Annotated in this window: 25 protein-coding genes; 14 read left to right on the forward strand and 11 right to left on the reverse strand. The window is 64.0% G+C overall.

Annotated elements, in window-relative coordinates:
• Nucleotides 1–1,119, reverse strand: a 1,119-nt coding sequence (gene trmFO, locus H8B02_RS28435; protein ID WP_229169279.1) for a methylenetetrahydrofolate--tRNA-(uracil(54)-C(5))-methyltransferase (FADH(2)-oxidizing) TrmFO, incomplete at its 3' end; no start/stop codon positions are given.
• A 110-nt stretch (nucleotides 1,120–1,229) separates the two neighbouring features.
• Entirely contained in the window at nucleotides 1,230–1,382 is a 153-nt protein-coding gene (locus H8B02_RS28440; protein WP_016846063.1) for a DUF1127 domain-containing protein, read from the reverse strand.
• A 733-nt stretch (nucleotides 1,383–2,115) separates the two neighbouring features.
• On the opposite strand from H8B02_RS28440, the gene H8B02_RS28445 reads away from it, so the two are divergent.
• Nucleotides 2,116–2,403: a hypothetical protein gene (locus tag H8B02_RS28445; RefSeq protein WP_229169280.1), complete on the forward strand. Its 288-nt coding sequence runs from the start codon at nucleotides 2,116–2,118 to the stop codon at nucleotides 2,401–2,403.
• 131 nt (nucleotides 2,404–2,534) lie between these two features.
• Here H8B02_RS28445 and H8B02_RS28450 read toward each other — a convergent pair whose 3' ends face one another.
• Together H8B02_RS28450 and H8B02_RS28455 are read right to left on the reverse strand one after the other, a co-directional pair.
• A complete protein-coding gene (locus tag H8B02_RS28450; protein WP_229169281.1) occupies nucleotides 2,535–3,350 on the reverse strand; it encodes a lytic murein transglycosylase in 816 nt (271 codons plus the stop codon).
• Between the two features lie 233 nt (nucleotides 3,351–3,583).
• Nucleotides 3,584–4,495: a DUF2189 domain-containing protein gene (locus tag H8B02_RS28455; protein WP_229169282.1), complete on the reverse strand. Its 912-nt coding sequence runs from the start codon at nucleotides 4,493–4,495 to the stop codon at nucleotides 3,584–3,586.
• A 288-nt stretch (nucleotides 4,496–4,783) separates the two neighbouring features.
• Here H8B02_RS28455 and H8B02_RS28460 point away from each other — a divergent pair, with 288 nt between their 5' ends.
• A complete protein-coding gene (locus H8B02_RS28460; RefSeq protein ID WP_229169283.1) occupies nucleotides 4,784–5,197 on the forward strand; it encodes a DUF3597 domain-containing protein in 414 nt (137 codons plus the stop codon).
• A gap of 123 nt (nucleotides 5,198–5,320) precedes the next feature.
• Nucleotides 5,321–6,112 (forward strand): fumarylacetoacetate hydrolase family protein, encoded by a 792-nt coding sequence (locus tag H8B02_RS28465; RefSeq protein WP_229169284.1) that lies wholly within the window; start codon nucleotides 5,321–5,323, stop codon nucleotides 6,110–6,112.
• An 11-nt stretch (nucleotides 6,113–6,123) separates the two neighbouring features.
• Here H8B02_RS28465 and H8B02_RS28470 read toward each other — a convergent pair whose 3' ends face one another.
• Complete coding sequence (locus H8B02_RS28470; RefSeq protein ID WP_229169285.1) at nucleotides 6,124–6,396, reverse strand: GNAT family N-acetyltransferase; 273 nt, start codon at nucleotides 6,394–6,396, stop codon at nucleotides 6,124–6,126.
• A gap of 100 nt (nucleotides 6,397–6,496) precedes the next feature.
• Here H8B02_RS28470 and H8B02_RS28475 point away from each other — a divergent pair, with 100 nt between their 5' ends.
• The 5 genes from H8B02_RS28475 (at nucleotide 6,497) to H8B02_RS28495 (ending at nucleotide 12,176) form a co-directional block, all read left to right on the forward strand.
• Nucleotides 6,497–7,441, forward strand: a complete 945-nt coding sequence (locus H8B02_RS28475) for a tetratricopeptide repeat protein (RefSeq protein ID WP_229169286.1) — start codon at nucleotides 6,497–6,499, stop codon at nucleotides 7,439–7,441.
• Nucleotides 7,442–7,618: 177 nt separating this feature from the next.
• On the forward strand, nucleotides 7,619–8,020 hold the full coding sequence (locus H8B02_RS28480) for an SPW repeat protein (protein ID WP_176531225.1): 402 nt from the start codon (nucleotides 7,619–7,621) through the stop codon (nucleotides 8,018–8,020).
• Nucleotides 8,021–8,245: 225 nt separating this feature from the next.
• Nucleotides 8,246–9,886 (forward strand): acyl-CoA synthetase, encoded by a 1,641-nt coding sequence (locus H8B02_RS28485; RefSeq protein ID WP_229169287.1) that lies wholly within the window; start codon nucleotides 8,246–8,248, stop codon nucleotides 9,884–9,886.
• A 4-nt stretch (nucleotides 9,887–9,890) separates the two neighbouring features.
• Nucleotides 9,891–10,766, forward strand: a complete 876-nt coding sequence (locus H8B02_RS28490; protein WP_229169288.1) for a PCC domain-containing protein — start codon at nucleotides 9,891–9,893, stop codon at nucleotides 10,764–10,766.
• A gap of 405 nt (nucleotides 10,767–11,171) precedes the next feature.
• Nucleotides 11,172–12,176: a nucleoside 2-deoxyribosyltransferase gene (locus H8B02_RS28495; RefSeq protein ID WP_229169289.1), complete on the forward strand. Its 1,005-nt coding sequence runs from the start codon at nucleotides 11,172–11,174 to the stop codon at nucleotides 12,174–12,176.
• A gap of 21 nt (nucleotides 12,177–12,197) precedes the next feature.
• On the opposite strand, the gene H8B02_RS28500 is transcribed toward H8B02_RS28495, so the two are convergent.
• Entirely contained in the window at nucleotides 12,198–12,521 is a 324-nt protein-coding gene (locus H8B02_RS28500; protein ID WP_229169290.1) for a hypothetical protein, read from the reverse strand.
• Between the two features lie 4 nt (nucleotides 12,522–12,525).
• Nucleotides 12,526–12,933 carry a PaaI family thioesterase gene (locus H8B02_RS28505; RefSeq protein WP_229169291.1) on the reverse strand — a complete coding sequence of 136 codons (408 nt, stop codon included), beginning with the start codon at nucleotides 12,931–12,933 and terminating at the stop codon, nucleotides 12,526–12,528.
• A gap of 176 nt (nucleotides 12,934–13,109) precedes the next feature.
• On the opposite strand from H8B02_RS28505, the gene H8B02_RS28510 reads away from it, so the two are divergent.
• The 5 genes from H8B02_RS28510 (at nucleotide 13,110) to H8B02_RS28530 (ending at nucleotide 16,779) form a co-directional block, all read left to right on the forward strand.
• The gene (locus tag H8B02_RS28510; RefSeq protein WP_229169292.1) at nucleotides 13,110–13,871 is read left to right on the forward strand and encodes an AAA family ATPase; all 762 of its coding nucleotides are present in this window, start codon (nucleotides 13,110–13,112) and stop codon (nucleotides 13,869–13,871) included.
• Nucleotides 13,872–14,030: 159 nt separating this feature from the next.
• Nucleotides 14,031–14,570 carry an SRPBCC family protein gene (locus H8B02_RS28515; RefSeq protein WP_229169293.1) on the forward strand — a complete coding sequence of 180 codons (540 nt, stop codon included), beginning with the start codon at nucleotides 14,031–14,033 and terminating at the stop codon, nucleotides 14,568–14,570.
• A gap of 2 nt (nucleotides 14,571–14,572) precedes the next feature.
• The gene (locus tag H8B02_RS28520) at nucleotides 14,573–15,511 is read left to right on the forward strand and encodes a YVTN family beta-propeller repeat protein (protein WP_229169294.1); all 939 of its coding nucleotides are present in this window, start codon (nucleotides 14,573–14,575) and stop codon (nucleotides 15,509–15,511) included.
• 450 nt (nucleotides 15,512–15,961) lie between these two features.
• Nucleotides 15,962–16,294 (forward strand): PRC-barrel domain-containing protein, encoded by a 333-nt coding sequence (locus tag H8B02_RS28525; protein ID WP_229169295.1) that lies wholly within the window; start codon nucleotides 15,962–15,964, stop codon nucleotides 16,292–16,294.
• 125 nt (nucleotides 16,295–16,419) lie between these two features.
• Entirely contained in the window at nucleotides 16,420–16,779 is a 360-nt protein-coding gene (locus tag H8B02_RS28530) for a VOC family protein (protein ID WP_229169296.1), read from the forward strand.
• Nucleotides 16,780–17,249: 470 nt separating this feature from the next.
• Here H8B02_RS28530 and uvrA read toward each other — a convergent pair whose 3' ends face one another.
• From uvrA to H8B02_RS28550, 4 genes are all read right to left on the reverse strand, one after another.
• Nucleotides 17,250–20,225 carry an excinuclease ABC subunit UvrA gene (gene uvrA, locus H8B02_RS28535; RefSeq protein ID WP_229169297.1) on the reverse strand — a complete coding sequence of 992 codons (2,976 nt, stop codon included), beginning with the start codon at nucleotides 20,223–20,225 and terminating at the stop codon, nucleotides 17,250–17,252.
• A 372-nt stretch (nucleotides 20,226–20,597) separates the two neighbouring features.
• Complete coding sequence (locus H8B02_RS28540) at nucleotides 20,598–21,257, reverse strand: outer membrane protein (protein WP_229169301.1); 660 nt, start codon at nucleotides 21,255–21,257, stop codon at nucleotides 20,598–20,600.
• Nucleotides 21,258–21,494: 237 nt separating this feature from the next.
• Nucleotides 21,495–22,232: an outer membrane protein gene (locus H8B02_RS28545; RefSeq protein WP_233287797.1), complete on the reverse strand. Its 738-nt coding sequence runs from the start codon at nucleotides 22,230–22,232 to the stop codon at nucleotides 21,495–21,497.
• A gap of 52 nt (nucleotides 22,233–22,284) precedes the next feature.
• A complete protein-coding gene (locus tag H8B02_RS28550; protein WP_229169299.1) occupies nucleotides 22,285–23,028 on the reverse strand; it encodes an outer membrane protein in 744 nt (247 codons plus the stop codon).
• Between the two features lie 446 nt (nucleotides 23,029–23,474).
• On the opposite strand from H8B02_RS28550, the gene H8B02_RS28555 reads away from it, so the two are divergent.
• Nucleotides 23,475–23,910, forward strand: a 436-nt coding sequence (locus H8B02_RS28555; protein WP_229169300.1) for a single-stranded DNA-binding protein, incomplete at its 3' end; no start/stop codon positions are given.

The raw sequence follows: 23,910 nt of genomic DNA on the forward strand, positions 1-23,910 counted from the left end.
GCCCGCAATCAGGCCGACGCTGGCCGACTCGACGTAGCCCTCGCAGCCCGTCATCTGGCCGGCGAAACGCAGCCGCGGCTGCGCGCGCAGGCGCAGCTGGCTATCGAGCAGCTTCGGTGAATTCAGGAAGGTGTTGCGATGCAGGCCGCCGAGCCGGGCGAACTCCGCATTCTCGAGGCCCGGGATGGTGCGGAACACGCGCTGCTGCGCGCCATGCTTCAGCTTGGTCTGGAAACCGACGATGTTGTAGAGCGTGCCGAGCTTGTTGTCCTGCCGCAGCTGGACGATCGCATACGCCTTGACCGTCGGATTGTGCGGATTGGTCAATCCGACCGGCTTCATCGGCCCGTGGCGCAGCGTCTCCTGACCGCGCTCGGCCATCACCTCGACCGGTAGGCAGCCGTCGAAATAGGGCGTGTTGGTCTCCCAATCCTTGAAGTCGACCTTCTCGCCGTCGAGCAGCGCCGCGACGAAGGCGTCATATTGCTCCTTGGTCATCGGGCAGTTGATGTAGTCGGCGCCGGTGCCGCCGGGACCGACCTTGTCGTAGCGCGACTGAAACCAGGCCACCGACATGTCGATGGAATCCTTGTGCACGATCGGTGCGATCGCATCGAAGAACGCCAGCGCGTTCTCGTCGGTGAGCTGCCTGATGGCGTCGGCGAGCGGCGCCGAGGTGAGGGGACCGGTGGCGACGATCACGTTGCTCCAGTCGGCCGGCGGCAGGCCCGCGACTTCCTCGCGGCTGATCTCGATCAGCGGATGTTCGTTCAGCGCTTTGGTGACGGCAGCGGAAAAGCCGTCGCGGTCGACCGCCAGCGCGCCGCCGGCGGGCACCTGATTGGCATCGGCCGAGCGCATGATGAGGGAGCCCAGCCGCCGCATCTCTGCGTGCAGCAGCCCGACCGCGTTGTTGGCGGCATCGTCGGAGCGGAAGGAATTCGAGCAGACCAGTTCGGCGCAGCCTTCGGTCCGATGCGCCTCGGTCATTCGGTGCGGGCGCATTTCATGCAGGACGGCACGGACGCCGGAATTGGCAACCTGCCAGGCGGCTTCCGAGCCGGCGAGCCCCGCGCCCACGATGTGCACGGGTTGCGAAGAGGATTGATGCGGTGTCATCGCGCAGCGTTAGCGCGTTTTGATTCCATATGCATCTGAAACCGCACCAGAAACGAGAACGCCCGCTGTGGAAGCGGGCGTTATCCGTTCATCAGATGGCTTGCGGCCGATTAGCCGTTGTAGGTACCGGCGGCAACGCGCGGAATGTCCGAGCGGTCGAGGCCGATATCGGCCAGTTCGCGATCGCTGAGCTGGGACAGTTCGCTGACATTGCGCTGATAATCCCGGAAAGCCTGGATCATGCGGATGAGCGAGAGCAACATGGTAGTCTCCTAGTAATTCAGATTCAGCTTTTCCAAAGCCTCATCGTTGAAGTGAATATAGATGATATGGTGCGGCGCGGTAGTTCCAATGGTGCGATGCAGCTAGACCCAAAACGCATGGCGGCGGTAAGGTCTGGTTAACCGTTTGGCGCTTGCCGAGCAGGTCCGTAAATGAAAGTTCCGCCGACACGCGGCATATCGCAAAAATATTCCTGAAATCAATTGGTTGGTGAAATTTCGGTAAGTCGGATCAGGTTGGATATATGGTAATTAAAGACCGCCCAATCAAGTTTTTACGCGCCCTCGCTCACCGGATCACATCGACGTGTTCCATGCGTGATTCGCATGCGACAGCATGGCATTAGAATGATTAATGATTCATATGTTGGTGCGAGCGCCCTTGAAAGAGCGGGCGTCAATCGGTCGCATTGACGCGAGAGGTAATTCGGTCACCCGCCGTCGTGCGGATCTCCGTCGCGTCCGGCGCGTCGCGCGGAATGTGCTGAGGATTATCGGAAGTGCATTTCGATTGAACTGAACGTTGGCAGCAAAGTTGATGCGGCGCCGCTTCCTTACCGACATGTAATCGAAACACTATGCAACGCATGCGCGATCCGCGTGTAGCGCCGATCACATTCGTATCGCGCGAAGTTCATTCTGAGCGGCGCCGGGAACAGCGAATAATTGCGCTGCAGATTCCGCAATCACGCAGGGATCTGTCCAAGAACAAGAGATGGATCATCCCATGATAAAAACATTCATCGCCGCAGCCAGCATGGCTGCCGTTGCTTACGCTGTCGCTGCTCCCGCCCAGGCCGCTCATCGCCATCATATGGGCGTCGGCTGCAGCGGTGCCGATTTCGGCAAGACGGAAGCTGCCGTCGAAGCCATGGCTGACAATGAGGTCAAATTCGCGGCGGAGAAGGAAGTCTCGCTCGCCCAGGACGCGATGCTGAACAACAAGTGGGGCGCATGCGGCGAGCACCTCAGCAAGGCTGCTGAAGCCAGCATGGCGAAGTAAGCTTTTGATCATGGCGATAAGGGCCGATTGCCTGGGGCAATCGGCCCTTTTTGGTTCATCCGGAGCAGGAGCAGTTCTGATCGAAGCAGAGCCGACGTGCGGGCTTCTCGCCGCTACGCAACTCCACCGCGCTACGGAGCCTTGGCGAGCTGGGTGGCGAAGTAGCCGATCGTCTTGGCGTACACCTCGCTCTTGTTCCATTGCTGGATGACCGCGAAATTCTCGCTGCCGGGCTCCCAGCCTTTGCCCTTCTTCCAGCCGTAGCTCTTCAGGAAGTTCGCCGTCGAGGCCAGCACGTCAGGCACGTTGTGCAACAGGTCGCGCTTGCCGTTGCCGTCGAAGTCGACCGCGAACTTGATATAGGACGACGGCATGAACTGGGTCTGGCCGAGCTCGCCGGCCCAGGCGCCGCGCATCTCCTGCGGTGCGAGATCACCACGCTCGACGATGCGCAACGCATCCATCAACTCGGCCTTGAACATGTCGGAGCGGCGGCAATCATAGGCCAGTGTCGCCAGCGAGCGTAGGGTCGGAAACTTGCCGGTGTTGACGCCGAAATCGGTCTCCAGCCCCCAGATCGCGACCAAGATTTCACCGGGCACGCCGTAGGCCTCCTCGATTCGCGACAGCACCGAGCCGTAGCGCTTCATCATGTCGGAGCCGCGATTGAGTCGCGGCGGCACCATGCGACCCGAGAACTGCTCGAAGGTCTGGCTGAACACCTGCTGCGAATGGTCGCGCGCCAGGATAGCCTTGTCCTGCGTGACGCCACTCAACCCGGCCTGGATCGCGTTCTGCGAAATGCCCTTCGTCACAGCCTCTTTCTTGAAATCGTCGAGCCAGGACTCGAACGTGCCCGTGCCGCATTGGGCGGCGAGCGCGGACGCGGTCGAGGTCAACAGCCACGCCCCGACGGCGAGCGGGTGAAAGGAAAAGCGCGAGGTCATAGGCAATTTCACTCCGGAGTCTGCGATGTCATCGATTGGTCGCGAAACCCGGCGGGTATGTTCGCGGCAACAGCGGCTAAAACAAGGCTCGTGATCGAGCCGTTTATCTCAGGCAATGCTGCAAATGCCACGCCAATTTCACACCCGTTTGACGATCCGGAACGACAAACCGCCGGCCGAATATAATCGGCCGGCGGTTGCTTTGGCGTTTACGCGTTCGGGGTGACTGGCGCTTAGCCGCGATCGCTGCGCCGCCACGGGAACAGGTTGGCCGGGAAGTCGGCGGCGGGCTTGCGCTCACGCGGCTCGGGGATTACGGGCCGTGCGTTCGGGTCCTTGACGATGACCTCACGATAGAGATGCCAGGTGGCGTGACCGAGCAGGGGGATCACAACGGCAAGCCCGAGGAAGAACGGGATCGTGCCGAGCACCAGCAACACCGCGACGATCAGGCCCCAGGCCGCCATCGGCACCGGGTTCTGTGCGACGGCGCGCATCGACGTCACCATGGCTTCGCCGGCGGTTGCCTGGCGATCGAGCATCATGGGGAAGGCGACCACGCTGATGCAAAGCGCGACGAGCGCGAACAGAAAGCCGACGCTGCAGCCCACCACGATCAACCACCAGCCTTGCGGGGTGGTCAGCACGCGCTCGGCAAAATCGGGAATGTTGGCCGCGGTCTGATAGCCGAACACCGCGGTGTAGATTGCCTGCGCGGTCGCGATCCAGGTCACGAACAGTGCGAACAGCAACGTTCCGACCCCGAGCATCGCGCCGAATGACGGCGAGCGGAATACCTGCATGGCGTCCCATGCGGATGCCTCACCGCCGTCCTCGCGCCGACGGCTCATCTCGTAGAGGCCGATCGCGGCGAACGGGCCGAGCAGGGCAAAGCCCGCGGCCAGCGGAAACAGCAGGGGCAGCACGGAATAGCCGTGCACGGTGCGCGCAAGCACGATGCCGAGCACGGGATAGATCAGACATAGGATGATGGCGTGGCTTGGTACTGCCTTGAAGTCTTCCCAGCCGAGACGCAGCGCTTGATGCAAATCGGACAGGCCGATGGTGCGGATAACTGGCGCAGATGCGGGGCCTTGTCCGCTCTGCGTCATCGATGTGACATTGCCTTGGTATGGAGTGGCCATGGTCGTTGTCTCCCTCTGGGCGGGCGCATTCTGCGCCCGGCACGCGGGCACAAACGTACCGCCTCTCGAAGCGATCACGAGCAAGCCAGACGCGAAAGACAGAGCAGGGAACTGGCCGTGTCGCGAACTGTGCACTGAGGGTACTCCCAAACCGCGGCAAAAGCACTCACGCTTAGGTGAATGTCGCATTGGCAAGGTATTGAGGGAGCGATACACTTGAACTGCGACCTCGGTCAGCCGGCGCGTTGCCGCGTGGCCTTCACATCTCAACTCTCTTGGGAGCGAACGATGAGCATTTTCGGAAAAATCATGGGCGCGATTTTCGGCAGCAGCGCCAGCGCCGCGCCCGCCGGCGGAACGGCCACAAGCGCAGCTCCCGCCGGTGGATCCGGTAGCGCATCGCCGTCTCCTGCCGCGGTGCCCGCCGGCGCGGCGCCCGCGCAGTCCGTTGACGTCGCCCCGATCCTCGACAAGGCGGTTGCCGCGAAGGGCGAGAAGCTCGAGTGGCGGACCTCGATCGTCGACCTGATGAAGGCGCTCGACATCGACTCCAGCCTGTCGGCGCGCAAGGAGCTCGCCAAGGAGCTCGGTTACACCGGCGACACCAGCGATTCCGCCAGCATGAACATCTGGCTGCACAAGCAGGTGATGACGAAGCTCGCGGCCAACGGCGGCAAGCTGCCCCCGGATATCAAGCACTGACGGGATCATCATCCCGCACACCAGGGCCCGCGCCAGCGCGGGCCCTTTTTTATGGACCGGCGAGCATCTATAGATCGGCGGACAAGAAGGAGAACGCCCACGAAAACTCCCATGAAAACTCCCATGACTGATCTCGATCGCCGGACGATGCTCGCGACCGGCGCCCTCGCGCTGGCCGGCGCCGCCGCGCAATCTGTGCCGGCCCATGCCGAGGCCGCGCCGAAGGCGATGTTTCCGGTCTCGGCCGTGACGATCCCGATCGTCGGCGCCACCGAGGTGTTCCAGGTCCGCCGCATCTACTGCATCGGCCGCAACTACGCCGCGCATGCAATCGAGCGCGGCTCCGATCCGAGCCGCGAGCCGCCGTTCTTCTTCCAGAAACCGACGGATGCCATCCAGAATGTCGCGATCGGCACGGTCGCCGATCATCTCTATCCGTCGCTGACCAAGAACTATCACCACGAGGTCGAGCTGGTCGCCGCGCTGAAGTCCGGCGGCGCCAACATCCCGGCCGACAAAGCGCTCGATCACGTCTATGGCTACGCGCTCGGCCTCGACATGACGCGGCGCGATCTGCAGAACGGCATGGCCGCGGAGAACAAGCCGTGGGAGATCGGCAAGAGCTTTGACCATGCCGCGGTGCTCGGGCCGATCCATCCGGCTGATAAGACCGGCCATTTCACGCAAGGCGCGATCTCGCTCGCGGTCAACGGCACGGTGCGGCAGAGCTCGGATCTGAAGAACATGATCTGGAGCGTCGCCGAGCAGATCGCAAAGCTCTCCGAGGCATTCGAGCTCAAGGCCGGCGACATCATCTATTCCGGAACGCCGGAGAATGTCGGCCCGGTCGTCAAGGGCGACGTGCTGCTCTGCAAGCTCGAGGGCCTGCCGGACATGTCGATCAAGATCGTCTGACGAACGCGGCGCTAGCCGGCAAGATCCGCGTATTCCGGATGCTTGTCGAGGTAGTCCACCACGAAGCTGCAGCCGGCGATCACCTTGTGGCCGTCGGCGCGGATCAGCTCCAGCGCGCCCTTGACCAGCTCCGATGCGACGCCGCGGCCGCGCAGGGCGCGCGGTGTCTCGGTATGGGTGATGGTGACGGCCGAGGGCGTCTGCCGGTAATTCGCAAAGGCTGTGCCGCCCTCGGTATCGAGTTCGAAGCGCCTCTCGGCCTTGTTGTCGCGGACGGCAGCCATCGCAAAATCCCGGTTGATTCACTGGCCTTGATCTAAGCCCGTGAACCCGCCGGTGCAAAGCCGCGACCAACCCGCAAATTGACATTTGTGGATTGACGAGATGCGCATTTTGGCCTGCCTGACCGCCGCATTGCTCGGCGCCGCGTTGACGCTGCCAAATCCTCCGCAAGCCGCCGCCGGCGATGATCCGAGCTGGCAGGCCTGCGTCGGCCTGACGACGGCGCCCGGCGACCGTGTGTCCGCCTGCACCACGGTGATCGACGGCAAGACCGAAACCGGCAGGCGGCTGGCCGGCGCCTATTGCAACCGCGGCCACGGGCTGACCGAGAAGCGCGAACTCGACGCCGCGCTCGCCGACCTCAACGAGGCGATCAAGCTCGATCCCGCCTATGCCTGCGCCTACACCAACCGCGGCCGGGTCTACGCCTTCAAGCGCGATCTCGATCATGCGATCGCCGATTACGACGAGGCGATCCGCATCGATCCGGCCTTCGCACTGGCCTACAACAATCGTGGCGATGTCTGGCTCAACAAGGGCGATCTCGACCGCGCGCTGGCCGATCTCAGCCTCGCCATCAAATACAACCCGCAGCTCGCCGTGGCCTATGGCAATCGCGGCTTTGTCTATTACCGCAAGCGCGACGCGGCGCATGCGATCGCCGACTACACCACCGAGATCAAGCTCGAGCCCAACGCGCTCGCCTACATCAACCGCGGCAATGTCTATCGCGATACCGAGCAGCTCGATCGCGCCGCCGCGGACTACGGCGAGGCGGCGAAGATGGCGCCGACCGATGCGCGCGGCTGGCGCAACCGCGGCATGATCCGGCTCTTTCAGGGCGACAACAAGGGCGGGCTCGCCGACTACGACAAGGCGCTGCAATACGATCCCGCCGACGTCTATTCCTGGAACAACCGCGGCCAGGCCAAGCTGCGGCTCGGCGACAAGAAGGGCGCGGCGGCCGATTTTCGCAAGGCGCTGGAGCTGCAGCCCGATCTGAAGTCCGCCAACGAGGCGCTGGCGCGGCTCGGCGGGGCGCGCTGACGCGCGGTGCCGGGCGCCCTGCCGCATCGCACATACGCCGATCGGGCCTTGCGGGCCGATGCAATTCGATTAGGCTTGTTCCCAGACATACGCCCCCGGATGCGGCCCAATGGTCGTCTGGTACCGAGTGGTGAGGCCGGCCGCTGACGTATGCCCCTTGTCGCAAGGAGGTTCGTCATGTCGGACAATCGTTTCTTCGGCACACACCGCCCCTGGGAGGACTGGCTCGGCATGCTGCTCGGCGTGCTGATCATGGTCTCGCCCTGGTTTCCGATCCAGGTCAGCGACGTCGTCGATGTCGAGCGCAGCCACCTGGTGCTCAATAGCTTCGTGGTCGGCATGCTGGTGCTGGGCCTCGCCCAGCTCGAATATGTCGCGCTGCATCGCTGGGAGGAGGTGGCGAGCATCGTGCTCGGCCTCTGGCTGATCGCGTCGCCCAACATCTTCGGCTACTCGGAAGACCAGGCGCTGCAGCTCTGGCACATCCTGCTCGGCGGGCTGGTCGCCATGATCGGCGCGCTGCAGCTCTGGCAGGACTGGAACCTGAGCGAGCAGGACCTGGCCAAGCATCCGCAATAGCGGCCTCCGGCCAGGTATTGCCCGGCCAAGCATTGTCGGGTTGGCGGCCGCCGGCGCGGTAGCATCGCGCCGCGTTCGGCGGGCCTTGCCGAGGCGCGCTGCTTGGCGATAAACCGGGTGGCACCAATCCCTTGCGGCGCTTGAAGACGCCCGGTTCTGACCGAGGAAACACCGGATGACCGTCCTGACCATGCCCTGTCTGTTGTGCGTATCGGCGGGGCGGCAATGAGCGGGATCGAGGTGACTGCGCCGCGCGGTGGGATCGCGCGGGTGTCGCGCCGGGTGATGAACCTTGCCTACATCCTGACCCAGAACGCCCGCCGCCACGGCGATCGTCCCGGCTTCATCTGGAACGGGAAGGCCTGGTCCTGGCGCCATATCGACCAGAACGTCTCGGCGCTGGCGGCGGCGCTCGCCGCGCGCGGCATCGGCAAGGGCGACCGCATCCTGGTGCATTCCAAGAACTGCGACGAGATGTTCTGGTCGATGTTCGCGGCCTTCCGGCTCGGCGCGGTCTGGGTGCCGACCAATTTCCGCCTGATGCCGGACGAGGTCGCCTATCTGGCGGCAGCCTCCGGCGCCAAGGCGTTTCTCTGCCACGCCGACTTCCCCGATCATGCCAAGGCGGCCGCCAATCCCGCGCTCGAATTCGTCTGGCGGATCGGTGAGGAGGGGACGTTCGGCGAGGCGACCGTCGGCGACGTCATCGCCAAGCACGCCGGTGCTGCGGTCGAGAACACCCCGGTCGAGTACGACGATCCCTGCTGGTTCTTCTTCACCTCCGGCACCACCGGGCGCTCCAAGGCCGCGGTGTTGACGCACGGCCAGATGGCTTTCGTGATCACCAACCATCTCGCCGATCTGATGCCCGGCACCACCGAAGACGACGCCTCGCTGGTGGTGGCGCCGCTGTCGCATGGCGCCGGCGTGCATCAGCTGGTGCAGACCGCGCGCGGCGTGCCGACCATCCTGCTGCCGTCGGAGAAGTTCGACATCGCGGAGGCCTTCCGGCTGATCGCCAAATATCGCGTCAGCAACATGTTCACGGTGCCGACGATCCTGAAGATGATGGTCGAGCATCCCGCCGCCGACCAGTACGACCATTCCTCGCTGCGCTACATCATCTATGCCGGTGCGCCGATGTATCGCGAGGACCAGAAGGCGGCGCTGAACAAGCTCGGCGGTGTGCTGGTGCAGTATTTCGGCCTCGGCGAGGTGACCGGCAACATCACGGTGCTGCCGCCCGGCCTGCACGATCCCGAGGACGGACCGCATGCGCGGATCGGCACCTGCGGTTTTGAGCGCACCGGCATGCAGGTCGCGATCCAGGGCGACGACGGAAGCGAGTTGAAGGCGCACGAGACCGGCGAGATCTGCGTGATCGGCCCCGGCGTGTTCGCCGGCTATTACGACAACCCCGAAGCCAACGCGAAGGCGTTTCGCGACGGCTGGTTCCGCACCGGCGACCTCGGCCACATGGACGAGGAGGGTTTCGTCTACATCACCGGCCGCGCCTCCGACATGTACATCTCCGGCGGCTCCAACATCTATCCGCGCGAGATCGAGGAGAAGCTCTTGACCCATCCCGCGGTCGGCGAGGTTGCCGTGCTCGGCGTGCCCGATCCGTTCTGGGGCGAGGTCGGTGTCGCCGTCTGCGTCGCGCGCGAGGGCACTGAGGCCGTCGCGGAGGCGGAGCTTGCGGCGTACCTCGCGCCAAAGGTGCCGCGCTACAAGATGCCAAAACGCTTCTTCTTCTGGGAGGCGCTGCCGAAGTCCGGCTACGGCAAGGTGCCGAAGCGGCTGATCCGCGACGAGCTCGAGGCGCGCGGGCTGCTCGAGGTGATTGCCAAATCGACGGGCGCGTGAGGCGATGCGCAGCATCGCCCAGCCTGGCGCTCCCATTCCCGAGCGCATCCAATGGGCCGCAGCGCGCGGCCGCGCCTTTTCATTCACGCTCGAGGCCGGCATTCCCTTGCTCGAAGCCGTGCGTCGCGGCTTTGCGGCGGAGAGATTTTCCAGCGGCGTGCTGAGCGCGACGGGTGGCGCGCTCGGGCCGTTCGCCTATGTGATGCCGGCGCTGTCGAAGGATGGCGTCAACGCCGCGTTCTACAGCGACACGTTCCGTCCCGACGGCGTGACCCGGCTCAGGCTCGCGGCGCTGACCTTTGGCGAACGCGACGGCGCACCGTTCTTCCATTGCCATGGGCTGTGGACCGAGGCCGATGGCCGCTTCAATGGCGGACACATGCTGCCGGACGAGACCATCGTCGCCGAGCCATTCGAGGTCAGCGCGTTCGGCATCGACGGCGCGACGTTTGTGGCCGAGCCCGACAGCGAGACCAATTTCAAGCTGTTCGGTCCGGTCGCCAGCGCGCCGCGCGGGGCGAAGACCACGAGCCACGCCTTCGCGTTGCGGCTGCGGCCGAACCAGGATTTCGCCTGTGCGCTGGAAGGCTTCTGTCGCCAGCACGGCATCCTGCGCGCGCGGCTGCATGGCGGCGTCGGCTCGACCATCGGCGCGGTCTTCAGCGATGGCCACAGCGTGGTGCCGTTCGCGACCGAGCTCGCGGTGACCGCGGGGCAGATCGCGCCTGACGCCAATCGTCGGGTGCGCGCGAGCCTCGACGTCGCGCTGGTCGACTATCTCGGCGGCATCGCCGAGGGACGCCTGGTGCGCGGCGACAATCCCGTGCTGATGACGATGGAGCTGGTGCTGGAAGTGCTGGAGGAGGCGGAGCGGCCGTAGGGGCGGGGTACACCCTTCCTCCACGGTCGTCCCGGCGTTCGCCAGAGTCGATATCACGCCGCATCCTCCGCTGTCGTCCCGGCGAAGGCCGGGACCCATACTCCGCAGCAGTTGTCGTGAAAGGGATTCGTCGTTCCAGCGTTGAACAACAATAGTCATTCGTGGTTATGGGTCCCGGCCTTCGCCGGGACGACGGCGAGTGTGTGGCGCCGCCTGTGAGACGTACATCCGCAGTTTCGCGATATGTTGGGCTTCGCGGGAACCGGAGCCCGGATTCAAGCTGTTTCTGAAAATCTCTGCACGTTAGAATTGAGTTGATCGAGAAACGCCTTTATTGTTGCGTCATTGCGCCGACAGGAGCGAGGTCGGGTTTATTTTTGAGCGAGACATATTGGGGAAGAGACCATGGCCAAATTGCTGGTGGCGGGCGGTCTGTACGAGAAGGATGAGACAGGGCCGATGCGCAGGCGCTTCGCCGAAGCGCTTGGTCGACAGACGGTCCTGAGAGGCCATGCGCTGCTCGGTGGTTGCCGTACCCAACTCGATCTCGTCGTTGCGCAAGCCGCCTCAGCCGCTGCGCAATCCAGGAGGCTGGATCCGAACAAGGTGATCCATTCCTGGGTCACCCGCACCACGACGCCGATCCACAGAATCGGCGAGATCACGCGGTCGCAGCTCGGCGACTGGTCCCTGGTCCCGCGCGGATTCGCGTTTCCCGAGCCGGTGCATGAATGCGACGCGATGATCATCATCGGCGGCTGGGACGGGACGCAGCACGCCGCAAGCTGGGGCCGGTTCGCGAACAAGCCGATCCTGGCGGTCGCGACATTCGGCGGCGCGGCGACGGACATCCATGTCGATGAACTGGCGTCGTTCGAGCGACGAGGGGTCTCGAACCTTTCGCGCGAGGATTACCAGGCCTTGAACCGCTTCATGACCGATGAGAACGACGAGGTGGTCGAGCAGTACGCGGCCGAGGTGGTCACGCTGGCCGAACGCGCGATCCTGTCGACCGAAGTGTTCGTCGTGATGTCGTTCGAGAACGTTCCGCACCTGACGGACGCCTACGCGACATTCGGCCGGGTCTGCCGCGAGAAGGGCTTCTCAGCGGTCAAGGTCGACAACCATCTCGACAGCAATGAACGTATCGTTCCGGCGATCTTTGCCGGCATTCGGCGTGCGGCCTTTGTCATTGCCGAGGTCAGCGGCGCACGTCCGAACGTTTTCTACGAGTTGGGCTTCGCACGCGCCAGCGGCAAGGCGGTCATCCAGACGGCTTACGCGGGAACCAAGCTGCCGTTCGACGTGTTCGACGTGCCGACGCTGTTCTGGAGCGGTCAAAGCGAGCTGGAGGGCAAACTGAAGACCGCTATTGATCAGTTCATGGCCAAGCCCGGAAAGTTTATCTGATGCGACCGCGACGCGCCGAGTTCATCTGCGCTTGCGGACATGGACGTTGATGTCGAGGTCGATCGCGCTGACACAGCTCTGCTCGGTGCGGTGCGAGCTGCCCTCGTGCCAGCGGCCCTTGCGCAAGCTGATCGCGCTGACCTGGGCAAGCCGCAGGCAGCGCCATTGCGGTAGCTTGCCCGAACTCTCGCCGGCGAATTGCCACGCCAGCACGACCTCTTCACCGCTCTTCTTGTGGCCGATGATATGCGGGCAGAGCTCGCGCGGCCGATCGTCATAGATGCAGACCACTTGCTGCTCGGTGAGGATCGCCTTGCGGAAAAGCATGTAGCTGGGGCTTGGCATCGGCTCATTCGTCGAAGACGCGGAAGACGGCCGCGGCCGTCACCAGCAGCCTGTCGTCGGCGAAGGCCTCAGCATCGACGAAGGCGAAGGTCCGCGTCACCTTTTTCACGGTCGTGCGGCCGATGATCCATGGACCAGGCGCGGCGCCGCCGACGAAGCGGGTGTCCAGCGAAACGGTCGCGCATTTGCGTTTCGTTGCCATGAACACAGCACTGCCAAGGGCGGTATCGAGAAAGCCGAGGATCGCCCCGCCATGAATGTAGCCGTAGGGATTGCCGTGCCGGCCGTCGCTCTGAAACCCCCAGTCGGGCGCGGCTTCGCCGGTCTCGCGCCAGTAGTAGGGGCCATTATGGTCGATGAACCCTGGGCGGCTCGGCAGGAGCTTGAACCCCTCTGGAGGCGAGGTTGTCATTTCGGGAATCCCAACAAGGCTTGCTGATTCCGCGTCGTATGCGCGGAAGTTGAACCTAGCATTGTGTGCAGACGTGCGCGCCAGCCTGGTCCGCGCGTTCCTGTTATGTTCTTGACGGGTTCACCTCTATCTGGGATCGTGGTTGGCGCCGCCGCGGAGTGCTGGAAGCAGGACGAATGGCCAGAGGACGACATTGCCCGATCAACATGCCGGCGCCGTATCTCAGGCGCGTCTGGCTCGATCCCGGGCGCATTCCCAATCGCGACGCGTATCCGTTCGTGCTGCCGCTGCTGCGCGACGAATTCGAACTCAGCTTCGACAAGGCGATCACCATCATCGTCGGCGAGAACGGCACCGGCAAGTCGACGCTGCTGGAAGGTATCGCCGTGATGGCCGGCTATGACGATGCCGGCGGCGGCAAGGGCTATCGCGCGGTCGACCATGGCAGGGCGCTGGAGAAAATGGGCGGTTCGCTAGCGTCAGCGCTACGCGCGAGCTGGTTGCCCAAGGTCACCAATGGCTGGTTCTTCCGCGCCGAAAGCTTCTTCTCGGTTGCACGATATCTGGACGAGGCAGCGCAGGACGTCGGCGCGTTGCCGCCGGACTTCCTGTCGCATTCCCACGGCGAGGGCTTCCTGCGCTTCTTCGAGGAGCGCTGCCGGCGGCAGGGCATCTTCATCTTCGACGAGCCGGAATCCGCGCTATCGCCCGCACGCCAGATCGAATTCCTCAAGCTGCTGCACCGGATGAACGGCACCGGCCACTGCCAGGTGATCATGGCCACGCATGCGCCGGTCCTGATGGCCTATCCCGACGCGACGCTGCTGCGGCTGAGCAAATACGGGCTCGAGCCGGTCAGCCTGCGGGAGACCGACCGGCTGATGCGCGAGTTCTGCGACGACCCGAAGGGGTTCGTCGAGGCCGCCATCGAGGCGTGAACCGGCCCGTCCGGCTGGCTTGCCTCCCGGCGAACCCGGCGGCCGCGAACTTCGCTCTGGTGCAAGAAGCCGGTCCCCGATCTGGTCTAGAACCTCGAACCATAAACTGCGGCATGCGCCAGGCGGCGGATGGCCGATACACATAGGGAGAGACCAAGGATGAGGCTGACGATCGCGCGTGCCGGCGTCGTGGTGGTGGCATTGGCTGTGTTGGGGGCCGCCTGGGCCCATGGGCCGACCCGCCAGAAGGTGCGGGAATCCATCGAGATCGACGCGCCGCAGGCCAAGGTGTGGGCGGTGATTGGCAATTTCCAGGACATGAGCTGGCTTGCCGGTGTCGCCAAGACCGAGGGCGAGAAGGGCAACGAGGTCGGCGCCACGCGGCGGCTGACCCTGGCGCCCGGCATTACCATCGACGAGGAGCTCTACAAATACGAGCCCGAGATGATGAGCTATTCGTACCGGATCACGGCCGTCGACGTGAAGGTGCTGCCGGTCACCAATTACTCCTCGACGCTGTCGGTGTCGCCGGCGCCCGGCGGCAAGGCGAAGCTGGAATGGGCCGGCGCCTTCTATCGCGGCTTTCCGAACAACGATCCGCCGCCGGAGCTGAACGACGAGGCCGCGGTGAAGGCGGTGAGCGAGCTCTACAGAGGCGGGCTTGCGGCGCTGAAGAAGAAGATCGAGAGCGGAAGCTGAGCATGCGCGCGATCGCGCTGCTGGCGCTGCTCGCCGATCTCAGTGGCGCGCGCGCCGAGGAGGCGTTCGTCACCAACCAGCTGAGCGACGATCTCACCGTGGTCGATCTTTCGACCTCGAAGCCGGTCGCGACCATCGCGATCGGCGGCAAGCCCGCGGGCGTTGCGGTCAGCCATGACGGCCGCTTCGCCTATGTGACGAGCCCGGATGCCAAGGCGGTCACGGTGGTCGATGCGTCGACGCGCAAGGTGGTCGGCCGGGTCGATGTCGGCGGTGGGCCGCTCGGTATCGCGGTGGCGCCCGACGGTGCGACCGTCTATGTCGCCGGCTGGTACGCCGCCGCGGTGCGGGTGATCGATGCCAGGGAGCAGCGTGTCGTCGCCAGTCTTCCGGTCGGCGCATCGCCGTCCGGGCTCGCCGTGACGCCGGACGGGCGGCTGCTGCTCTCGGCCGACCGCGACGACGACAGCGTGTCGATAACAGACATTTCCGCGCACGAGCTGCGAGGGATCGTGAAGGTCGGGACCCGCCCGTTCGGCGTCACCATCGATGCCGAAGGCAAGCGCGCCTACACCGCCAATGTCGGCTCCAACGACGTCTCCGTGATCGACATCGCGACCGCGCGCGAGATCGGCCGCGCCCATGTCGGCCTGCGCCCCTACGCGGTGGCGCTGGCGCAGGGCCGCGGCTTCGTCACCGACCAGTATGACGGCAAGGTCAGCGTATTCAACCTCGCGACCTTGCAGCCGGTGAAGCGGATCACGGTCGGCGATTACCCCGAAGGCATCGAGGCGACGGCCGACGGCAAGACGATCGTGGTCGCGAATTGGGAGAGCAACACGCTCAGCGTGATCGATGCCGCCGAGATGACGGTGATCGGCGAGGTCAAGGTCGGCGACGGCCCACGGGCGTTCGGGGCGTTTCTCAGACGGACGGAGTAGGGGCAGTGCGTAGGTGGGTTAGCCTTACCTGTGTCAGGAACTCTCTTGGTCGTCATTGCGAAAGGCTCGCGACAAGATTGCAGAGCAATGTTCGCGCTGAAGCGATGAACCAAAGGTACGCATCCCAAAATATCGAAAACAACCCCATGCAAAGTAGCAGGTTGCCGCCGGCACCCGGAAAAGCGACTTGACGCGTCGGGCAAATCTTGATACGTTTCTATTATTCCGAAATGTCGCGGTGCCTGCCGCCGCGACGATAGCCTTTGTCGGGTGCTCCCTTCGTCGTCATTGCGAGGAGCTTGTCACCGGCGTTCGTGCAACTCGTTGACTTGGAATGACGCGGAAGGGCCAAACCGCCCTTTGGCCTGTCGCCGAGCTGCGACCCATTGGCTCACCAACGCGGCAGGCATATATTATCGAGCAAATACGAGGAAACACGGGGAGGATGCCATGCATCATACCTTGGTGCCCAGTGACCGGGTCGAACACGTCTGCGTCTTCGGGCGCGACGGCGCAAAGCTCGGTTCGATCGAGCGGCTGATGCTCGACAAGGTGAGCGGAACGGTGGCCTACGCCATCATCAAGACCGGCGGCGTGCTGAGTACCCACCACCACTATCCCGTCAGATGGACCGCACTGCGATTTGATCCCGTGCGACAGGCCTTCGAGGTCGAGGTGACGCTGGAGGATTTGCGCACCGGGCCGTCCGAATTCGACGGCGACGAATTCGACTGGGGCGATCGCTCGCGGTCGTACACGCACCCGAACTATTGGGCGGTGTAGTGCGGAGGTGAGGGGTGCTGTAGCCTGCATGAGCGAAGCGACATGCGGGAGCTATTAACTTGTTCTGCCGCCCCCCGGATGTCGCTTCGCTCATGCGGGCCACTTGCGCAGTCAAAGGTAGGCACATGACCCAATTCAAGCCAATCGGCTGGCCTACCGTCATCCCGAGAATTGTCACGAGCGACCTTGCCGGCTTGACCGGATTCCTGAGAGACGTTTTCGATGCGCAAGGCGAGGTTCGGTCCGGAGCTCCAACAGAAATGCGCATGGGAGATTCGATCATCCTGATCAGCGACGGCGGCAGCGTGCGAGATGCCATGCCGGCCTTTCTCTATGTTCGGAACGCGGACGAGACCTATCGGCGCGCGATCGCGGCCGGCGCTGAATCGATCGAGACACCCGTGGATACGCCTTATGGCGACAGACGAGCGATGGTGCGGGATGCCTGGGCAAACGTCTGGCAGATCGCGACGTACCGCAGTTAGGCGAGGGCGCGATTGTCAGGGATCTCTGCGGGCGAAGCATGCACGGTCGAAGTTAGAATGGAGATAGCATCTATGATCGGACGCAAAGAAAGCCTCAAAGCCTTCGCGAGCCAGCGATATGTTTAGCTTCGATAGCGCAGCTATGCGGTCGGGGTCGCTGGCCGTCGCATCAGCGACATCCATCAACGTCGCAATCACCCGGCAGAAACCATACGGCGGGGTCTGAGCATCTCGATGCGGATCATTCAGGAGTTCTTCTAAAACTCCTGAGACCCAAGCGGCCCGCGTTGACCCGTCGTGAGCAAAGTCTGTGTCCGCGTCTCGGAAAATCGAGTGAGATAGCTGCTACTGCGGTAGACGAAGGGAACGTTCTCGCCATTGCCGCAAATCATTTCGGCAATTTCGTCGAGGGTGCGTTGCCTCCACTTCATTCAGAACTCGTCTTCATAGTGCCTTCGCCACGGCCGGTGCTACTCCGCCGCCTCGCTCGCGCTGCTCTTCCTCGGCTTGCTGTTCGCTTTCTTCAGCACCGGCGCCAGGAACTTGCCGGTGTAGCTCCTCGGCGCTTTCACGATGTCCTCCGGTGGGCCCCAGGCGACGATTTCGCCGCCGCCGTCGCCGCCTTCGGGGCCGAGGTCGATCACCCAGTCGGCGGTCTTGATGACTTCGAGATTGTGCTCGATCACCACGACCGTGTTGCCCTGGGCGACCAGCTCGTGCAGCACCTCGAGCAGCTTGGCGACGTCGTGGAAGTGCAGGCCGGTGGTCGGCTCGTCCAGGATGTAGAGCGTGCGGCCGGTGGCGCGCTTTGACAATTCCTTGGCGAGCTTGACGCGCTGGGCCTCGCCGCCGGACAGCGTGGTGGCCTGCTGGCCGACATGGATGTAGTCGAGGCCGACCCGGTGCAGGGTCTGGAAGGTCTCGCGCACGCGCGGCACCGCCTTGAAGAACTCGGCGGCTTCCTCGACTGTCATGTCGAGCACGTCGGCGATGCTCTTGCCCTTGAACAGCACCTCCAGGGTCTCGCGGTTGTAGCGCTTGCCCTTGCAGGTGTCGCAGGTGACGTAGACGTCGGGCAGGAAGTGCATCTCGATCTTGATGACGCCGTCGCCCTGGCAGGCCTCGCAGCGGCCGCCCTTGACGTTGAAGGAGAAGCGCCCGGGCTCGTAGCCGCGCGCCTTCGCCTCCGGCAGGCCGGCGAACCATTCGCGGATCGGCGTGAAGGCGCCGGTATAGGTCGCGGGGTTCGAACGCGGGGTGCGGCCGATCGGCGACTGGTCGATGTCGATGATCTTGTCGATATGCTCCAAGCCCTCGATACGGTCGTGCGGCGCCGCGCCCTCGCTGGCGTTGTTGAGCTTGCGCGCGATCGACTTGTAGAGCGTGTCGATCAAGAGCGTCGACTTGCCGCCGCCGGAGACGCCGGTGACGCAGGTGAACAGGCCGAGCGGGATCTCGGCCGAGACGTTCTTCAGATTGTTGCCGCGGGCATTGATCACCTTGATGGTGCGCCGGTGGTTCGGCGGCCGACGATCCGGCACCGGGACCGAAAGCTCGCCGGTGAGGTACTTGCCGGTCAGCGATTTCGGGTTGCGCATGATCTGGTCGGGCGTGCCTTCGGCGACGATGTGGCCGCCATGCATGCCGGCGCCGGGGCCGATATCGAGCACATAGTCGGCAAGCCGGATCGCGTCCTCGTCATGCTCGACCACGACCACGGTATTGCCGAGGTCGCGGAGCCGCTTCAGCGTGTCGAGCAGGCGGGCATTGTCGCGCTGGTGCAGGCCGATCGACGGCTCGTCCAGCACGTAGAGCACGCCGGTCAGGCCCGAGCCGATCTGCGAGGCCAGGCGGATGCGCTGGCTCTCGCCGCCGGACAGCGTGCCTGAGGAGCGCGACAGTGTCAGATAGTTCAGGCCGACGTCGAGCAGGAAGGTCAGGCGCTCGCGGATCTCCTTCAGGATGCGCGTCGCGATCTCGTTCTGCTGCGCATTCAGCGCCTCCGGCACGGTCTCGAACCATTCGCCGGCGCGCCTGACCGAGAGCTCCGAGATCTCGCCGATGTGCTTGCCGCCGATCTTGACGCACAACGCCTCCGGCTTCAGCCGGTAGCCGTTGCAGCCGGCGCAGGGCACGTCGGAGAAATACTTGCCGAGCTCCTCGCGCGCCCACTCGCTCTCGGTTTCGCGGTAGCGGCGGTTGATGTTGGTGACGACGCCCTCGAATGGCTTCTTGGTGTCGTAGGAGCGGACGCCGTCTTCATAGGAGAACTTGATCTCGTCGTCGCCGGAGCCGTGCAGCAGCGCGGCCTGCACCTTCTTGGTCAGGTCCTTCCACTTGGTGTCGAGCGTGAACTTGTAATGCTTGCCGAGCGCGGTCAGGGTCTGGATGTAATAGGGCGAGGACGATTTCGCCCACGGCGCGATCGCGCCCTTGCGCAAGGTCAGCTCCTTGTCGGGGATGACCAGGTCCTCGTCGATGTGTTGCTCGACGCCGAGGCCGCCGCAGGCCGGGCAGGCGCCATAGGGGTTGTTGAACGAGAACAGGCGCGGCTCGATCTCGGGGATCGTGAAGCCGGACACCGGGCAGGCGAACTTCTCCGAGAACAGGATGCGCTCGGGCCCGCTCTTGTCGTGGATCTTTGCGGTCTTCTTCTTGTCCTCGGCCGGTGCCGCCGCCGGCGCATCGGCATACTCGATCACGGCGAGGCCCTCGGCGAGCTTCAGCGCGGTTTCAAAACTTTCCGCGAGGCGCTGGGAGAGATCGGGGCGCACCACGATGCGGTCGACCACGACGTCGATGTCGTGCGGGAATTTCTTGTCGAGCGCGGGCGCCTCCGACAGCTCATGGAAGGTGCCGTCGATCTTGACGCGCTGAAAGCCCTTCTTGAGGTACTCGGCGAGCTCCTTCTTGTACTCGCCCTTGCGGCCGCGCACGACCGGCGCCAGCAGAAAGAGGCGGGTGCCTTCCGGCAGCGCCAGCACGCGGTCGACCATCTGCGACACGATCTGGCTCTCGATCGGAAGGCCCGTGGCCGGCGAATAGGGCACGCCGACGCGTGCCCACAGCAGGCGCATGTAGTCGTAGATCTCGGTGACGGTGCCGACGGTGGAGCGCGGGTTCTTCGACGTCGTCTTCTGCTCGATCGAGATCGCCGGCGACAGGCCGTCGATCTGGTCGACATCCGGCTTCTGCATCATCTCGAGGAACTGGCGCGCATAGGCCGACAGCGATTCGACGTAGCGGCGCTGGCCCTCGGCGTAGATGGTGTCGAATGCGAGCGACGATTTGCCGGAGCCGGACAGGCCGGTGAACACCACGAGCTTGTCGCGCGGAATCTCGACGTCGATGTTCTTCAGATTGTGTTCGCGCGCGCCGCGGATCGTGATGGCGCGCGATGAGGAGCCGGCGTTCTGTTGGCGCTTCGCCTTGAGCACTTCATCCATAGCGACATTTCCGGGCGCATGATCGGGCGCCTTTTTGGGCGCGCATCGCCGGTGCTGCCGGGACTTTGCGCCGATGGGTGAGAAGACTGGAACGTAGGAAGAACGGCTGACAATTTCCAGTGCTGAGTCGTGTCCATCAACGGATAGTTTGCCTGTTGGCAGCAGCCGTCAGCAGGGCCCGGTTCCGCAAGAGGCTTTTCCCGTTGCGACGGAATCGGAACGGGGCTCCAGATTTCTGTTTTGACGCGTTTTCTTGACGCGAACCGGGGTCCACTTCGCTCGAACGCTCTGACGCAAAAAGGCCGGCGCGAGGCCGGCCTTTCCGTGCGATCTGATCGCAGATCGATCTCAGTACTTGGCTTAGTACTTGGCTTAGTACTTGGCGACGATCGGGCCGCCGAAGTGATAGTTCACGCCGAACTGGACGCTGTGCAGGTTGAGGTCGGGGGAAGGCACGCCGAAGTAGGTCTCGCTGCCAAGGCTGCGATACAGGTACTCGCCCTTGACCGACCACTGCGGCGCGATGAACGCCTCGATGCCGGCGCCGACGGTCCAGCCGGAGTGGAAGTTGCTCTGCGAAGCGGTCACGCCGAGCGCGCTGACGCTGATCTTGTTGTCGACCCAGGCGTAGCCGCCGGTGCCGTAGAACAGCACCTTGTCGACGGCGAAGCCGATGCGGCCGCGCACGGTGCCGAGCGCGTCGACCTTGCTCTTCACGGTGATGCCGAGCGCGGTGGTCGAGGCATCGACGTCAGCCCACGCACCGTCGGCCTCGAGGCCGTACACGATGTTGCTGGTTTGCCAGTTGTAGCCGATGGTGCCGCCGGCGAAGCCGCCTTCCATCTTCGGATTGCCGGACTCCTCGCTGGCATAGCCACCGAAGCCGCCGATGTAGAAGCCGGTCCAGTTGTAGATCGCGGCCGGCGGCGGAGCCTTCACGTAAGGCGCGCGGGCCGCCATATCGGCGGCCATTGCCGGTGCAATTGCGCTGAGGGCAAACATGCCGGCCGATGCCAGCAAAACATTCCTGATTTTCAAAGTCCCAGTCCCATTTTCTTGTTGTCCCTTCAAACATTGAAGGGAACGTCACAGCAGTGTCGTGTGACGACCGGGTGCTTCTACATAGAAATCTTGGAAGTTGTGTATCCATGAAACCACAATGCACGGAAAACGGCCCAGGCTAGGCGCGCGCTTGCACGCAAGCGAAAAGCCGGCGCAAGGCCGGCTCTTGTGTTCGCTGTGCAGGTGCGGTGCGCGACTGCCGGTAGCTCAGTATTTCGCTGATACGATCGGGCTCGCCGAATTGAAGTGGTAATTGATGCCGAGCTTGACGGTGTGGAACGTGTCCTTCCATTCCGAGCGATCGTTGATCGCCGGCGTGTACTGGATCGGCGCGACCTTGCCGAGGTCGAGGTAGTTGTACTCGAGCTTGGCCGACCAGTTGGCGGCGAACATGTATTCGACGCCGGCGCCGGCGGTCCATCCCCAGCGTGTGTCGCTGGCTGAGACCGAGGGCGGCGCGAGGCCGGCATCGTAGCGATGCAGGACGTCGCCGACCGCGGCGCCGCCGTTGACGAACCACAGCGTGGCGCCGTCGGCGTAGCCGAGCCGGCCCTTGATGTCGCCGAAGCTGCGCAGTTCGGTGTAGTAGCTGTCGAGCACGCTCGGCGGTCCGACATTGATCACGCCGGAGCGGCCGGTGACGGCGGACCAGTGGTAGTCGCCCTCGACGCCGAACACGACGGGGCCGGTCTGGACATTGTAGCCGATCACGCCGCTGACAAAGCCGCCGCTGGTGTTGTAGCTTTGGGTGCCGATAAACGCCGCATCGTTCGGTGCGCCGAGATAGGTCTCGTTGCTGCCCCAGCCGCCGCCGCCCTGGGCGCGGAGGTAGAAGCCGTTCCAGCTGATCGCGGGCGTCACAACCTGTGGCGTTGGGGAATGCGCGGCGAGGTCAGCCGCCGATCCGGCGCGCTCGGCTGCGCAACAATGCGGCCACGCAAACAAAAAGGCCGGCGCAAGGCCGGCCTCTCGTTTGAATCAAATCCGTGTCGCGCGATCAGTAGCGCGCAACCACCGGGCCACCCCACTTGTAGTTCACGCGGACGGTGACGAGGTCGACGTCCTGGCGATCGCGGATGCTGCTGAACAGCGCGCCGGTCGGGGTGGTGAGGTTGTAGGTCTTGTCCTGCATGAACAGGTGGTCGTATTCGATACCGGCGGTCCAGTTCGGCGCGAAGCCGACTTCGATGCCGGCGCCGATGGTGCCGCCCCAGCGGGTGTCGCTCGCGCGGCCGGCAAGCACGCCGGTCGGCGTGAAGTAGGTGCTGAAACGGTTGTCGGTCAGCGCCGCACCGCCCTTGGCGTACAGCAGCACGTTGTTGACGGCGTAGCCGATCTGGCCGGTGAACAGGCCGAACGCGTCGATCTTGCTCTGGTTGGTGAAGAGGCCCGGGAAAATCGCGCTGTTGTTGCTGCCCTTCAGGTCAGCCCAGTCGCCCTGCGCTTCGAGGCCGAACACCCAGGTGCCAGCCTGCCAGCGATAGCCGATCTGGCCACCGGCAACGCCGCCGGTCGCATCATGGCAACCATCCGAGCCGATGAAGATGCCGCCCGGGACCTGGTCCCAGCAATTGTGGCTCGAGCCCCAGCCGCCGTTGGCGCCGATGTAGAAGCCGCTCCAGTCATAGACGGCGGCAATCATCGGCGGCGCCTTGGTGTAGGGGCGCGCAGCCAGATCGGCAGCCGCGGCAGGCGCAGCGAACGCAATCAGGGCAACCGTAGCGAGCAAAAACTTCTTCATAATCAACCCCCCAGCTTCCCAATCGGCTTCCAACGGTCCCGAAGCGCGATCTCAGACGCGAGCGCCCATCTGATGGCTGTAGCTATACCCTGATTCAACCGGAAGCGCCGTCTCCCAAATGCAACACTCGGGGAAGAAGCGTCGACAAGGCAAGTAGTTGATTTAACTTGCATTTTCGTGAGGCGTCGGAGCCCGCTGGTGACTAAGACCGAAATCGGCGGCCGCGCCATCGCCATCGGCCGCTTCTACGGCTGGTTGTGGCGAACAAAACTGGAACAGTGTCGGCTGCGGTGCTATATCTCGATAATCGTGGATAACCGCGCGACGGCGAGGGCATCGAGCCGGCACCGGCCGTATAGGTCATTCGCGAACGCCTGCAAGTAAGTGGCGATGGTTGAGAGTGGCGGCCGATGTCCGGCGCCCGGTTTTTGAGTGGAGATGATGCGATGGCAGGAAGCGTGAACAAGGTGATCCTGGTTGGAAACCTCGGCAAGGATCCGGAAATCCGGCGGACGCAGGACGGCCGACCGATCGCCAATCTTTCCATCGCCACCTCGGAAACCTGGCGCGACAAGGGCACCGGCGAGCGCAAGGAAAAGACCGAGTGGCACCGCGTCGTGATCTTCAACGAAGGCCTCTGCAAGGTCGCCGAGCAGTATCTGAAGAAGGGCGCCAAGGTGTACATCGAGGGTCAGTTGCAGACCCGCAAATGGACCGACCAGAGCGGCGTCGAGAAGTACTCGACCGAGGTCGTGTTGCAGGGCTTCAACTCCAACCTCACCATGCTCGACGGGCGGGGCGGCGGAGGCGGCAGCTTCGCCGATGATGGCGGCGGCAGCGATTTCGGCTCGTCCGGTCCGGTCAGCTCGGCGCCGCGCCGCG

Source organism: Bradyrhizobium altum, assembly GCF_020889705.1.
GTDB lineage: Bacteria > Pseudomonadota > Alphaproteobacteria > Rhizobiales > Xanthobacteraceae > Bradyrhizobium > Bradyrhizobium altum.

Coding starts and splice junctions, on each gene's coding strand:
- H8B02_RS28495 (WP_229169289.1), top strand. CDS start 11,172: ATGGCCAAATTGCTGGTGGCGGGCGGTCTGTACGAGAAGGATGAGACA.
- H8B02_RS28480 (WP_176531225.1), top strand. CDS start 7,619: ATGTCGGACAATCGTTTCTTCGGCACACACCGCCCCTGGGAGGACTGG.
- H8B02_RS28455 (WP_229169282.1), bottom strand. CDS start 4,495: ATGGCCACTCCATACCAAGGCAATGTCACATCGATGACGCAGAGCGGA.
- H8B02_RS28440 (WP_016846063.1), bottom strand. CDS start 1,382: ATGTTGCTCTCGCTCATCCGCATGATCCAGGCTTTCCGGGATTATCAG.
- H8B02_RS28450 (WP_229169281.1), bottom strand. CDS start 3,350: ATGACCTCGCGCTTTTCCTTTCACCCGCTCGCCGTCGGGGCGTGGCTG.
- H8B02_RS28475 (WP_229169286.1), top strand. CDS start 6,497: ATGCGCATTTTGGCCTGCCTGACCGCCGCATTGCTCGGCGCCGCGTTG.
- H8B02_RS28530 (WP_229169296.1), top strand. CDS start 16,420: ATGACCCAATTCAAGCCAATCGGCTGGCCTACCGTCATCCCGAGAATT.
- H8B02_RS28460 (WP_229169283.1), top strand. CDS start 4,784: ATGAGCATTTTCGGAAAAATCATGGGCGCGATTTTCGGCAGCAGCGCC.
- H8B02_RS28445 (WP_229169280.1), top strand. CDS start 2,116: ATGGATCATCCCATGATAAAAACATTCATCGCCGCAGCCAGCATGGCT.
- H8B02_RS28485 (WP_229169287.1), top strand. CDS start 8,246: ATGAGCGGGATCGAGGTGACTGCGCCGCGCGGTGGGATCGCGCGGGTG.
- uvrA (WP_229169297.1), bottom strand. CDS start 20,225: ATGGATGAAGTGCTCAAGGCGAAGCGCCAACAGAACGCCGGCTCCTCA.
- H8B02_RS28515 (WP_229169293.1), top strand. CDS start 14,031: ATGAGGCTGACGATCGCGCGTGCCGGCGTCGTGGTGGTGGCATTGGCT.
- H8B02_RS28510 (WP_229169292.1), top strand. CDS start 13,110: ATGGCCAGAGGACGACATTGCCCGATCAACATGCCGGCGCCGTATCTC.
- H8B02_RS28465 (WP_229169284.1), top strand. CDS start 5,321: ATGACTGATCTCGATCGCCGGACGATGCTCGCGACCGGCGCCCTCGCG.
- H8B02_RS28550 (WP_229169299.1), bottom strand. CDS start 23,028: ATGAAGAAGTTTTTGCTCGCTACGGTTGCCCTGATTGCGTTCGCTGCG.
- H8B02_RS28470 (WP_229169285.1), bottom strand. CDS start 6,396: ATGGCTGCCGTCCGCGACAACAAGGCCGAGAGGCGCTTCGAACTCGAT.
- H8B02_RS28505 (WP_229169291.1), bottom strand. CDS start 12,933: ATGACAACCTCGCCTCCAGAGGGGTTCAAGCTCCTGCCGAGCCGCCCA.
- H8B02_RS28500 (WP_229169290.1), bottom strand. CDS start 12,521: ATGCCAAGCCCCAGCTACATGCTTTTCCGCAAGGCGATCCTCACCGAG.
- H8B02_RS28525 (WP_229169295.1), top strand. CDS start 15,962: ATGCATCATACCTTGGTGCCCAGTGACCGGGTCGAACACGTCTGCGTC.
- H8B02_RS28490 (WP_229169288.1), top strand. CDS start 9,891: ATGCGCAGCATCGCCCAGCCTGGCGCTCCCATTCCCGAGCGCATCCAA.
- H8B02_RS28520 (WP_229169294.1), top strand. CDS start 14,573: ATGCGCGCGATCGCGCTGCTGGCGCTGCTCGCCGATCTCAGTGGCGCG.